At 29.6% G+C, this 13,129-nt stretch carries 13 protein-coding genes; 6 read left to right on the top strand and 7 right to left on the bottom strand.

Going from position 1 to position 13,129, the window contains the following annotated elements; translation table 11 throughout:
* Positions 1-24 precede the first annotated feature (24 nt).
* On the top strand, positions 25-2,241 hold the full coding sequence (locus tag ACMCMH_RS08685; protein WP_412724632.1) for an ABC transporter substrate binding protein: 2,217 nt from the start codon (positions 25-27) through the stop codon (positions 2,239-2,241).
* Positions 2,216-2,869, top strand: coding sequence for a response regulator transcription factor (locus ACMCMH_RS08680; protein ID WP_412724630.1), 654 nt, complete (start codon positions 2,216-2,218; stop codon positions 2,867-2,869). The genes ACMCMH_RS08685 and ACMCMH_RS08680 overlap by 26 nt, the downstream gene beginning before the upstream one ends.
* A gap of 6 nt (positions 2,870-2,875) precedes the next feature.
* Here the strand turns inward: ACMCMH_RS08680 and ACMCMH_RS08675 are convergent, their stop codons facing one another.
* From ACMCMH_RS08675 to ribA, 6 genes are all read right to left on the bottom strand, one after another.
* Positions 2,876-3,589 carry an SDR family NAD(P)-dependent oxidoreductase gene (locus ACMCMH_RS08675; protein ID WP_412724628.1) on the bottom strand — a complete coding sequence of 238 codons (714 nt, stop codon included), beginning with the start codon at positions 3,587-3,589 and terminating at the stop codon, positions 2,876-2,878.
* Positions 3,590-3,655: 66 nt separating this feature from the next.
* Positions 3,656-4,138 (bottom strand): acyl-CoA thioesterase, encoded by a 483-nt coding sequence (locus ACMCMH_RS08670; RefSeq protein WP_412724626.1) that lies wholly within the window; start codon positions 4,136-4,138, stop codon positions 3,656-3,658.
* Position 4,139: 1 nt separating this feature from the next.
* Positions 4,140-4,529, bottom strand: a complete 390-nt coding sequence (locus ACMCMH_RS08665; RefSeq protein WP_412724624.1) for a hypothetical protein — start codon at positions 4,527-4,529, stop codon at positions 4,140-4,142.
* Positions 4,505-4,717: a PP0621 family protein gene (locus ACMCMH_RS08660; RefSeq protein WP_412724622.1), complete on the bottom strand. Its 213-nt coding sequence runs from the start codon at positions 4,715-4,717 to the stop codon at positions 4,505-4,507. The genes ACMCMH_RS08665 and ACMCMH_RS08660 overlap by 25 nt, the downstream gene beginning before the upstream one ends.
* Positions 4,717-5,307, bottom strand: a complete 591-nt coding sequence (gene rsmG, locus ACMCMH_RS08655; RefSeq protein WP_412724620.1) for a 16S rRNA (guanine(527)-N(7))-methyltransferase RsmG — start codon at positions 5,305-5,307, stop codon at positions 4,717-4,719. Before rsmG ends, ACMCMH_RS08660 begins: the two co-directional genes overlap by 1 nt.
* The gene (gene ribA / locus ACMCMH_RS08650) at positions 5,307-5,879 is read right to left on the bottom strand and encodes a GTP cyclohydrolase II (RefSeq protein ID WP_412724618.1); all 573 of its coding nucleotides are present in this window, start codon (positions 5,877-5,879) and stop codon (positions 5,307-5,309) included. The genes rsmG and ribA overlap by 1 nt, the downstream gene beginning before the upstream one ends.
* 60 nt (positions 5,880-5,939) lie before the next feature.
* On the opposite strand from ribA, the gene hemB reads away from it, so the two are divergent.
* The 3 genes from hemB to ACMCMH_RS08635 are packed head-to-tail and all read left to right on the top strand — an operon-like array spanning position 5,940 to position 10,978.
* A complete protein-coding gene (hemB, locus tag ACMCMH_RS08645) occupies positions 5,940-6,917 on the top strand; it encodes a porphobilinogen synthase (RefSeq protein ID WP_412724616.1) in 978 nt (325 codons plus the stop codon).
* Complete coding sequence (gene thiI, locus ACMCMH_RS08640; RefSeq protein WP_412724614.1) at positions 6,917-8,383, top strand: tRNA uracil 4-sulfurtransferase ThiI; 1,467 nt, start codon at positions 6,917-6,919, stop codon at positions 8,381-8,383. The genes hemB and thiI overlap by 1 nt, the downstream gene beginning before the upstream one ends.
* Before the next feature lie 36 nt (positions 8,384-8,419).
* Positions 8,420-10,978, top strand: a complete 2,559-nt coding sequence (locus tag ACMCMH_RS08635) for an ABC transporter substrate-binding protein (RefSeq protein WP_412724612.1) — start codon at positions 8,420-8,422, stop codon at positions 10,976-10,978.
* 13 nt (positions 10,979-10,991) lie between these two features.
* On the opposite strand, the gene ACMCMH_RS08630 is transcribed toward ACMCMH_RS08635, so the two are convergent.
* Positions 10,992-11,825: a LysR family transcriptional regulator gene (locus tag ACMCMH_RS08630; RefSeq protein ID WP_412724610.1), complete on the bottom strand. Its 834-nt coding sequence runs from the start codon at positions 11,823-11,825 to the stop codon at positions 10,992-10,994.
* Between the two features lie 99 nt (positions 11,826-11,924).
* Here ACMCMH_RS08630 and ACMCMH_RS08625 point away from each other — a divergent pair, with 99 nt between their 5' ends.
* Positions 11,925-13,109 (top strand): YbfB/YjiJ family MFS transporter, encoded by a 1,185-nt coding sequence (locus ACMCMH_RS08625; protein WP_412724608.1) that lies wholly within the window; start codon positions 11,925-11,927, stop codon positions 13,107-13,109.
* Positions 13,110-13,129 lie beyond the last annotated feature (20 nt).

Here is a 13,129-nt window from a genome sequence, read left to right as displayed (position 1 = left end):
AATAAAAAATTTTAAAAGAGTATCATGAAAGCATTTATTTTTATTATATTTTTAACGATTACTTCACTCTATGCAAAAGAGGTTTTATTACTCCATTCATATCATAAAGGATATGCTTGGAGTGATGCTATTTCAGAAACTGTAGAAGCAGAACTCTTTCCATATCAAGATATAGAACTCTCAACTCTTTATATGAATTCAAAAAAAATAAATAGTAGTTCATATCTTAACAAACTTTCACTCTTATATAAAGAGCAATTTCAGAAACGCCATTTTGATCTTATAATTGTATCAGACAATGATGCTTATGATTTTGCAATAAAACACAAAAATACTCTTTTTAAAAATCTTCCTATTTTATTTTGTGGTATAAATAATTTTGACAAACAAAAGTTCTATACTAAACAACTCAACAACTCCATGACAGGTGTACTTGAAAATGTTAATATTGAAAAAAATTTTGAACTAATTACCCTTTTACAACCCCAAACAAAAAAAATTTTGATTTTAAACGATAAGTCAAAAACAGGACTTGCATTAAAAAAAGACCTTAATCCTATTATTGAAAAATATAAATCTATTATGGAGGTTGAATATATTGATAATATGAACATCGAGAATATTCAAAACAAAGTTTCTACTTTAGATAAAGATACTGTGATTTTATTTTTATTATTTTCAAAAGATAAAAAAAATAGATATTTCACATATAAAAAAGGGTTCAAAAAAATAAAAGAGCATTCTACTGTTCCTATTTATGGAGTATGGGATTTTTATTTGGAGTCTGGTTTACTGGGAGGTTTACTCACAACAGGTAAAGAGCAAGGTAAAATTGTTTCCAAAATGGCTATAGATATTTTAGAAAATAATAAAACTATAAAAGATTTACCGCTTGTTGAAAAATCACCAAACCATTATATGTTTAGTTATCAGGAGTTAAAAAAACACAATATAACACTCACAGATAAACTACTCAACTACACCATAATCAACAAGCCAAAAAGTATTTATGAAGAATATACTGAATTTGTACTGTTATCTATTGTTTCAATTATTATTTTAACTGTTTTAGTTATTTTAATGAGAATTAATATTCAAAAAAGAAAAAAAGTAGAAAAAGATTTACAAAATAGAATAAAATTTGATAAAGTACTTCTAAATACTATACCTAGTGCTATTTATTATAAAAATAAAGATGGTAAGATACTTGGTTCAAATCAAGCCTTTGCAGATCTTTTTCAACTTGACATTCAAGAAATTATAGGAAAAACTGCACATGATTTATACCCTTATGAGATTGCTGTCAAAAATGAAAATGTAGATAAAAAACTACTCAAAAACTTAGGACAAGACAACTCAGAACTTACACTCCATTTTCCAAACTCAACAATGAAACATATTGTATTGAGTAAAGCTGTATACTTAAATACAGATGGAAGTATCGGAGGTATTGTTTGTATTATGGATGATATAACAGAAAGACTTCAACAAAAGCAGTTTTTAATCCAACAAGCAAAACTAGCAGAGATGGGTGATATGATTGCAGCTATCGCACACCAATGGAACGAACCTTTAGTAGAACTATCTGCACAAGTTCAAGATATTCAAACATCCTATTTACTCGATGAGTTAGAGAGTCTAAGTATGGATACCTTTGTAAATGAATCAATGATACAGATCAAATATATGTCAAAAACACTTACTGATTTTAGAAATTTTCTCAAACCATCAACCAAAAGAGTCCTTTTTTCTATAAAAAAATCATTTGATGAGATTTTTGAGATTATTGGGAAACAAATTTTTTATTTAAATATAGACTTAGAAGTTTTATATAAAAATCCTCAAACAGAACCACTTATTTACGGATATGAAAATGAGTTTAAACAAGTGTTATTAAATATCATCAACAATGCAAAAAATAAAATTTCTGAAAACATACAAGATGATTTTGATCGTTTCAAAATCACTATTGTTGTTGACTCAAATGAGAAATATAATATCATAAAAATCATAGACAATGGAGGTAAAATAGATGACAAAATTATCATTAATATCTTTGATCCCTATTTTACAACAAAAAAAGAGGGAACTGGATTTGGTCTTTATATGGCGAAGGTTATTATAGAAGATAAAATGAAAGGTATCATAAAAGTACAAAATGAAAATGATTCTGTTGTTTTTACCTTAAAAATTCCACATACAATAGGAGTATTACATGAAAATATTACTACTAGAAGATAACAAAAAACTCAATGCTACTATTGTGAAAAGACTTCAGTTAAAAGGTTTTAAAATAGATTCTTTTATTGATGGAAAAAATGCTTATGATGCTATTACAAACAACTATGATTGTTTTATTTTGGATATAAATGTTCCCAATATAGATGGGATAAAAATTTTAAAAAAAATTCGTGAATATTATGATAAGATCCCAATTATTATCATCTCAGCTTCCGTTGAACTTGATCTTATTAAACAGTCCTATGATTTTGGATGCAACGATTATATTAAAAAACCTTTTTTCATCGATGAACTAGAGATTAAAATTGATCAACTATGCACTATTCAAAACACGCAAATACAATATGATGTAAATTCTTATTTTGATAATGAAGCATCTACAATAGAATTTGATAATAAAAAAGTCAAACTTACAAAAAAAGAGAGATTACTTTTAAATCTTCTCCTCTCCAAGCCAAACCAAATCATCACCTATGAGCAGATTGAGTATAGTGTTTGGGAAGGTTCTTCTGTATCACATGAATCTATAAGAAGTTTAGTACGAAGACTAAGAAAAGCCTTAGTTTATGAATATATCAAAACCATCATAGATGAAGGATACAAGTTTATTCTCAACTATACCAAATAGCCCATATTAGTTATATTGGAGAGACATGGCAAATTCTTTGATAAGTTCATCAGGATTCTCAGATAACCTTTTTTTTACCATTTGAGAGAATTTATCAGGAAATATCTCAAATTCTTTCTTTTTTATTTCACTAACCACTGCATCTACTATATCTTCAGGTTGTGTCTTTTCTAAAGGAGAGCCTTCTGTCATTTTAGTATCAATAGGTCCAGGCAGTACCTCATAAACTTCGCCACCAAAGAGTCCAAATTCAGCTCTTAATGCTTGTGTAAATGAATGTAAAGCACTTTTAGATACACAATAACTTGATAATATTGGAAGATTTACCAGAGCTAAAACTGAAGTGACATTTACTACAGTACCCTTAGATTCTTTTAGTTTTTCAAAAAGTGCCTGTGTTAAATTAACAGTGCCTTTCAAATTAACATCTAGATCATAAAAACTTTCATCAAATAGTTTTTTATTTGAATTAACACCAGCATTATTAATCAGAACATCTAGTGTGTCTATTTTTGAAATAGCTTCATTAATAGAATTTTTTGAAGTAATATCCATTTGTAGTATTTCAATAATATTACTCATCTCTTTAATATTTTCTAAACTTTTAATATCCCTTGCAGTACAATAAATCTTACTTGGTTCTAATTCTAATAGTTTTTTTACAAAAACACTTCCTAATCCACCATTTGCACCTGTAATTAATATAACTTTATTTTTCATTTTGAATCCTTGAGTAACTCTTTATATACTTAATTTTTTATTGATAACTTTACTCTCTAAAGAAGTTTAGATTTTATTTTTCATTCGAAGTTCTCTTCGAATTTTTGCTTCTTCATTTCTTTTTATATGAACTGGATCTGTAGGATTTAGTTGTGGGATACTCACTGGTTTTCCATCATCTCCTAATGCAACCATTGTGAAATAGCAAGTATTTGTATGTTTTACAGTTTTTTTGATAACATCTTCTGCGATTACTTTTATACCTATCTCCATTGATGTTGTCCCTGTATAATTTACAGAAGCCAAAAAAGTCACTAGTTCACCTACATGTATAGGATGTTTAAAAAGTACTTTATCCACAGAAAGTGTTACAACATAATGCCCACAATATCTTGAAGCGCAAGCATAAGCAATCTCATCAAGATGTTTTAGTATCACGCCACCATGAATATTGCCTGCAAAATTTGCTTTTTCTGGAGTCATTAAAATACTCATTTTCATAGTATCTATACAATACTCCAACTCTTTGTGTAAATCTGTTGTATCCATTTTAAATCACCTTCTTATAAATTACACCATCTATCTCATGAATTGCATTTTCAACAATCTCTTCACTTGTTTCAATGATTGCTAAAATTTTACTATCTAGCATATAATTATTTGCTATATTTTGTGCTGCTTTTGCAATACCTTTTGTTACTATTATATACTTAACATCAAATGAAGATGCATAAATCACCTCTTGAAGATTTTTTGTTACTACAGCTGAAGCAATATTGTTTTCTTGAGTATATCGTAATATCTCAAAATCAAAACTATACAATACTGTGGAGTTTGAAGAGGTACTTTGAATATCAGAGATAGCATTTATTTTTTCTATCTCTTCATATTTTATATTTTCATCACCAATTAAAATCATTTGAGACACTCTTGTGAACAAAAATATTTTCCACTACTCAATATAGCATCGTCTTTTGATACATAAGTACCACAAGTTGGACACTCTAACATTGTATCTGTAATTTTATCAGACTCATTATCTTTGATATTTTTTTCTCTAGCTTTTTTAAAAAATAGTAAATACACGCCAAATAAAACAGCAGCTAAAATCAAAAGTTTAATTATCATTATTTTTCCTCATTATTCATATACAAATAATTTCGATGCTCACCTACTTTAAAAACCTTAGCATTTTTTACATTTGCATCTTTTATCTCTTCTTCACAAAGACTTCCTTTATAAAAAAGGTATTGTGTATTTTCATCTTTTAAATGTGATGTCAATTCTAAAAGTAAAGTTGTATTTGTAACAGCACGACTTGTAATGATATCAAATCTATAGTCTTGGAGTTGCTCTATTCTCTTTTGTTCAATAGAAACATTTTCAAGTTTTAAAACACTTTTCACAAAATTCAAAAAAGCCACTCGTTTTGCTCTTGGTTCTACAAGTACCACTTTACTCTCAGGTCGTGCAATTGCTAGTAACATACCAGGATATCCAGCACCTGTTCCAACATCTGCTAAACTTTCAAAACTATCTATAAATTTTAAAGGATACACACTATCAACTATATTGTTGATAATCTCTTCATCTTTTAATGAAGCAGTAAGATTATGAATTTTACCCCACTGTTGCAAAAGTGCTATGTATTTTTCACATCTTTCATAAAAAAGATCATCAAAGTGTAAATCTAAAGCAGTAAGTTTTTCTTTTAACATTATAATATATGATCCATTTTTTCTTTTTTTATTTTTAAATAATGACTATTTTGTGAAGTCTCTCCAACTTTTACGGGAACTTGTTCTACTATTTCCACTTGTATCCCTTTCAGTTTTGCAGGATTATTTGTCATCAGTTTGATTTTATCTATCTTGTAATAATCAAAAATAAAATCAACGATTTCATAAGTTCTTTGATCGCTTGCAAAACCTAGTTGATGATTTGCTTCTACCGTATCTAGTCCTGTATCTTGTAAAGAGTAAGCGTTTACTTTATTAAAAAGCCCTATGTCTCGACCCTCTTGTCGTAAGTATATAACCATTCCTAAATTTTCATTTATAAAATCAAGTGCAAAATTAAGCTGTGCTTGACAGTCACATTTTATACTTCCTATTGCATCACCAGTTAAACACTCACTATGAATTCTTACTGTTGGTATAGATTCCAACTCTTTTGTAAAAATCACAAGATGCTCTTTTGCTCCACCCTCTTTTGGTTCTTTAAAAGATTGTATTAAAAAATCACCATGATTAGTAGGTAGTTTAGCAACATTTGAAACTTCTATATTCATAAATATTTAATCCCTATTTCGTTAATATTAGGGCAATAATATCAAAAAAAGGTAAATAGTATGTTTAAAAGATTTAGAAGATTGAGAATTAATGAAACTTTAAGAGATTTGACAAGAGAGACACAGGTAAATCCTACAGATTTAATCTACCCTCTTTTTGTAAGAGAAGGTGAAGGGATTAAAGATGAAGTATCTTCTATGCCAGGAGTATTTCAGATGTCAATCGATGAGATCATCAAAGAGTGTCGGTATATTCGAACACTAGGATTAAATAGTATCATATTATTTGCAATACCAGATGTAAAAGATAGTGTAGGAAGTGAGTGTTTATGTGAAGATAGCATCATAAGTAGAACAATTAGAGCTATTAAAAAAGAGTTCCCTGATATGTTTGTAGTTACTGATCTTTGTTTTTGTGAATATACAGATCATGGACATTGTGGAATTTTAAGTGAGGATAATACTGTTGACAATGACGCAACATTGGAAATTTCTGCACAACAAGCTTTAGTTCATGCAAGAGCTGGTGTTGATATGATTGCACCAAGTGGAATGATGGATGGTATTATTGAAACATTAAGAACGGCACTTGATGAAAATGGCTATGAAAATTTACCTATCATGGCATATAGTACAAAATTTTCTAGTGGATATTATGGACCATTTAGAGATGTTGCTGAATCAACTCCAAGCCATGGAGATAGAAATATGTACCAAATGGATCCTGCAAATAGACTTGAAGCTATAGAAGAATCTTTAGAAGATGAAAAACAAGGTGCTGATATACTTATGGTGAAACCAGCCCTTGCATATTTAGATATAGTAAGAGAGATAAGAGATAATACTAATCTACCATTGGCTGTTTATAATGTTAGTGGTGAGTATGCTATGATTAAAAATGCTGGACTACAAGGTCTTATTGATTATGAGAGAGTGATGTGTGAAACACTTCTTGGGTTTAAAAGAGCTGGAGCTGGTATCATTATCACTTACCATGCAAAAGAGTATTGTGAACTTCTAAAAAAAGAAAGAAACTAATGGAAAGTACAGAAATCAAAACACAAAAATTTATTATAAAATTTTTTCCAGAGATTATGGTAAAGGGTCCATCTGCCAAAAAACAGATGGTTGGGCAACTCTATAACAATATCAAAAAACTTTTAGAAAAAATCTCTAAAGATATTTTTATCAAAAAATTCAATGATAAAATAGAAGTAGTTTCACCTGTAGAGTTTGTTACAGAATCTAGAATAGTCCTTCTTGAAACTCCAGGAGTGGAGTTGGTTCTTGAAGCTTTACAATTTGACAAAATAGATACTTTAGATGAGATAAAAGAGATAGTCAATAAACAAATGGCTCACAAAATACAAAATAAAAGCTTTGTAGTTCGTGCCAAAAGAACTGGTTCTCATGCGTTTAAATCGACAAATCTAGAGCAAACTGTAGGGGGATTTATGTTAGCACGAAATCCTTCAAGTCGTGTAGATTTACATAATCCTGAGATAACTATAAAAATTGAGTTAGTTCATAATCAACTCAATATAATCACGCAAAGATATAAAGGGCTTTCTGGATTTCCTATAGGCACACAAGGTGATATTTTATCATTGATGTCAGGTGGTTTTGACTCTACTGTTGCTTCATATCTTACTATGAAAAGAGGACTTAAAACTCATTTTATATTTTTCAATCTAGGTGGAGCTGCACATGAGATTGGGGTGAAACAAGTGGCACTTTATTTATGGAATAAATTTGGAGCTTCACATAGAGTTTCATTTATAACTATTCCGTTTGAAGATGTTGTAACAGAGATATTTAGATCAACAAATGAATCGTATATGGGAGTAACACTCAAAAGACTAATGCTCTTAGCTTCTGAAAAAATAGCAAATGAGATGCAGATAGATGCTTTAGTTACAGGTGAAAGTGTTGCTCAAGTATCTAGCCAAACACTTAGAAACCTAGCACTAATTGATCAAGTTACAAACAAACTTATTTTAAGACCACTAGCAACAATGAACAAACCAGAAATTATGGATATCGCAAACGATATAGGAACACGAAGATTTGCTGAAAATATGCCTGAATATTGTGGAGTAATTTCTAAAAATCCTATCGTTCATGGTTCATATAAAAGAATGGAAGAGGTTTCAAAACGATTTAACTATGAAGTTTTAGATACAGCTGTACAAAATGCAACAAAAGTATTTGTAAATGAGATTGCAGATGATGTAAACAATAGTGTTGGTCAAATTGAAGTTATATCTGATATATCAGATGGAAACTATATTATCATTGATATTAGACAAGAAGAGGAAACGATAGAAACAACTTGTGAAACATTAAAAATACCTTTTTATAAACTAAAAAATGAATTTAAAAAACTTCCACAAGATAAACAATATCTATTTTACTGTGACAAAGGTATAATGAGTCAACTTCATGCGCAGTATCTAAGAGATGCGGAGAATTATACAAATATTAAAGTTTATAGACCTTTATAATTTTGATATTGTATACAACTATAACGAAAGGTATCTATGCTTAAACTTGTTCTTTTATGCTTTTTATGTATCACAACTCTTTTAGCAGAAAAAGAAAAAGTTTCACTTCAGCTACTTTGGAAACACCAGTTCGAATTTGCCGGATTTTATATGGCAAAAGAGAAAGGTTTTTATGATGAGATGAATTTAGATGTAGAGTTTAAAGAGTTTCATAATGGAGTCAATATAACACAAGATGTAGAAAAAGGGATCTCTACATTTGGTGTGGGTTATCCAAAACTAATCCTTGAGAAATCAGAAGGTGCAAATATTATTTTGCTGAACACTATTTTTCAAACTTCACCTCATATTTTGATAGCACTTAAACAATCAGGTATCAATACAATTAAAGACTTTAAAAACAAAAAAATAATGATGGAAAATGATGCTATATCAAATGCACCTTTTTTAAGTATGTTATTTTCACAAAAAGTCACACTTGAAGATATGACAGTAGTAAAAGCATCTTTTGATATTTACGATCTCATCAATCAAAAAGTAGATATATTTTCTGCATACAGTTCAAATGAGTTATATACATTAGATTCTTTAGGGATAGAATATAATGTATTTGATCCAAAAGAGTTTGGTTTTGATTTTTACAATGCTTTTATATTTACCTCTAAGACACTTGCAACAAAAAATCCTGAGTTAGTCAGTAGATTTCAACATGCAACAAAAAAAGGGTGGGAATATGCCTATACTCATATCCATGAAACCGCAAAATTAATAGAAAAAAAATACAATACACAACAAAAATCGTATGAATCTTTAGTATACGAAGGGCAAGTGATGAAAGGGCTTTCACTGAAAAAAGATATCCCTTTTGGAAAAATTGAAGTTGAGAAACTCAGACGAATCAAAGATGTCTATGGACTCATGGGTTTTATAAACAATGATTTTGATCTTCATTCACTTGTTTTTGATGATTCTATACTTTATCTTTCTGAAAAAGAAAAAAAATTTATACAACAAACACCTATTACTATCTCTATCTCAGAAGACTTCAAACCAATTAGTTTTCAAAATGACGACGGAAGCCCATCAGGAATAGCAACAGAGTACTGGGAGTTTTTAGCAAAAAAATTAAATCTTAATGTTGAGTATAAATTTGATTCTATTTTTACCAAACAGCTAAAAACTATACAAAAGAAAGAAGCAGATCTTCTTTTAAGTACAGCAAAAACAAAACAGCGTGAAAAGTATGCTTTATTTACAGATACTTACATTAGTTTTCCTATCTCAATTGCCACTAAAAACAATCAAAACTTTATAGAAAATTTTTCTAAAGTAATAGATAAAAAAATAGCAGTAGGGAGAAACTTTACAGCACACAAACTTCTTGCAGAAAAATATCCAAACCTTAACTTTGTATTTGTAGAAAACATCAAAGAGGGTTTACAACTTGTACAAAATGAACAAGTTTTTGGATTTGTAGAGATGAAACCAACTTTAGCGTACAATATCACAAAATTAGGCTTTGATGAGATTAAAATTTCTGGAAATACAGGGGCTATATTTAATATGTCCATTATGGTACGAAAAGATTATCCTTTGTTACAATCCGCTTTAAATAAAGCGATTCAAACCATTGATAAAAAAGAACTTCAACAGATTATAAAATCATATCAAAATTTCAAAATAGAACAAACATATAACTACAAAGCTTTTTTTATTGTATTGGCTATACTTTGTATGCTCATTTTATTTATAATTTTTAAACAATACTACCTAAAAAAAGCAAATAAAAAACTACAACTTCTAGTTTCACAAAAAACAAAAAACCTAGAAGATCTCAATAAAACACTTGAAGAAAGAATCAAAAAAGCAATAAAAGAAAACTCCAAAAAAGATGCCATTTTATACCAACAATCAAAAAATGCACAAATGGGTGAGATGATAGGAAATATCGCCCATCAATGGCGACAACCTTTGAGTCTTATTAGTACAGCAGCTAGTGGTATTTTAGCACAAAAAGAGTTCGGAATATTAACAGATGAAAAAGAAAATCAAGCACTTAATGCTATTATTGAAAAAGCAACTTTTTTGTCAACAACGATAGATACATTTAGAGACTATATCAAAGAGAAAAAAGAGTTAACAGAAGTTATTTTACAAGAGAGACTTGAAAAAGATATCAACATAGTAAAAGCATCCCTAACAAACAACTACATCATTTTACACAAAGAGTTAAATAAAAGTGAACCCATAAAGATAAATCTTTTAGCAGGTGAACTCTCACAAGTGGTGATAAACATTTTAAATAATGCAAAAGATGTTTTAGTTGAAAGAAAAGTTGAAAAGCCTACGATATATTTTACAGTACATAAAAAAAACAATCAAGCTATTATAACTGTAGAGGACAATGCAGGTGGTATACAAGATGATGTTTTAGCAAAAATATTCAATCCATATTTTACAACCAAACATCAGTCACTAGGTACAGGACTAGGACTTTATATGAGTAAAGAGATTATTGAAAAACACCTCAATGGCTCTCTTACTGCGACAAACACAAATCGTGGTGCGTTATTTACTATTGTATTACCACTGTAGTGCTATTTTATTTTTATGATGTTAAATCTAAATTTATAAGATACTCTTTTATTTTAGGGATATAGTTTTTTCTACATACCAAACATGTTGGGATATATGCAACATTTTTATCAAGGTTTGTTATAGTCAGCTCATCACTAAATCCTAATTTTTCAACTAAATTTGTAGGAAGAAGTGTTTTCCCCATACCTGATTTTACACAAGCTAGTATAGTTTCTAAACTTCCAAAAGTTAAACTTTTTTCTATATGTTCCCCTTTTTCTATATAATAATTTTTCAAAAATTCATCATAAGCACACCCCTCTTTAAATGACAAAATCACATTTGGAGTATTTTCATCTTTTGGTTCAAGTATAGCTATCTCCTCTTCATATTTTTTCAGTATCATCAATTCATCACTTTTAGGTTCACCACTTACAAATGCTATATCTACTTTATAATTCAAAACCATATCTACAACATCTCTTGTTGTTCCTGTCAAAAGTTCTAGCTGTATATGTGGATGATCTTCATGAAGCTTCATCAGAAATGAAGAGATACGAACGGCTGCATTACAATCAGTTGAACCAACTATAAGTTTTTGCTGTTTTTTTATATCTTGCATATCCAAAATAGCATCTTCTACTTTTTTGACTATCTCGATAGCATGTGTGTAAAGTTTTTCCCCTTCTTGAGTTAAAACTACCCCTTTAGGTATACGATGAAAAAGAGTACATCCTATATTTTTTTCAAGTTGTTTTATTCTTGAAGTTACATTTGATTGTGCATATCCTAGCTTTTTAGCACCTAGCGTTACGCTTTTTTCTTGGGCTACTGCTACAAAAACTTTGAGTAAATTTGAATCCATATCACTTTTCCTTATATCATCTATCACGATTTTATATTTGACTTACCATCACTTTTAGTGATATTATAACAAATATTTAACAAAAAAGGACAAAATACTATGAATTTATTAGATAGAAATAGTAATGGTGCGATTATATTAGCAGGTATACTAGCACTTATTGTGGGTGTAGGTGTGGCAAGATTTGTTTTTACCTCTCTTTTACCTTTTATGCTTGAAGATTATCTTAGTGTTACTTTTGCTGGTGTATTAGCTTCACTCAACTATGTAGGGTATTTATCTGGTTCTATTTTTGCAGTTTTTATCAAAGATATCAATGCAAAAGTAAAATACTTTAGACTCGGTATGCTTTTATGTGTTTTTACCACTTTAGTTTTAGGAACTACCCAAAATGAACTCGTTTGGTCAATCTCTCGTATTGTTGCAGGATTTGGTGCTGCTATGGCTCTTGTTGTTGGCTCTGCAATTGTTATGACAAAACTCAAAATGGACAATAAAACAAAAGCGATGGGGATACACTTTTCAGGAATTGGTTTTTCTGTTTTAGTAACTGATCTGATTGTAAGAGCTGTATATATCTATGATCCATCTTGGAAAACAGCATGGATAGTTTTGACTCTATTTGGTTTTGTAGCATCACTTTATAGTATGTTTATTTTATCTTTTGATCATAAAGTAAAACAAAATGTAGTAAAGCACCATTTTGACAAGTCTCTTTTTACCCCTTTTGTGATTTTGCTCATTATTGCATATTTTGCTGAGGGTGTTGGTATGGTTGTACAAGGAACATTTTTACCTGATATTATCAATTCACTTGAGGGATTAGAAGGGTATGGAAACTTCACTTGGACAATTGTAGGAATAGCAGGTATCCCTTCTTGTATCATTTGGATGACTTTGGCAAATAGATATGGAAGTGTCAATATCATTATTATAGCGATGCTTTTGCAAATAGTAGGTATTCTCATCCCTGCCCTATCTTCAAATATATATCTAAATCTTTTTTCAGGTGTATTGTTTGGAGGAACATTTGTAGGGCTTGTTGCACTATTTATGAATCTAGGTGGTAAAATTGCAGGTGCAAATCCAGTGATTCTCATGGGAGCTTTAACAACTGCTTATGGAGTGGGTCAAGTTCTTGCACCTTTATATAGTGTCAAACTTATAGAGATGTTTGGTAACTATACTATGGCTTTATATGTAACTGCACTTATTGTATTTTGTGGGGTATTACTTTTACTTTTCGCAAATATCCGTTTTAAAACTCTTCAAAGCAAGCTATAATATAAAAGTTATAGCTTATG

Origin of the sequence: Arcobacter sp. 15-2 (genome assembly GCF_047159865.1) — a bacterium.
GTDB lineage: Bacteria > Campylobacterota > Campylobacteria > Campylobacterales > Arcobacteraceae > JAIOSF01.
Note: the sequence above shows the minus strand (reverse complement) of the source record. Positions and strands in the feature narration are given on the sequence as shown.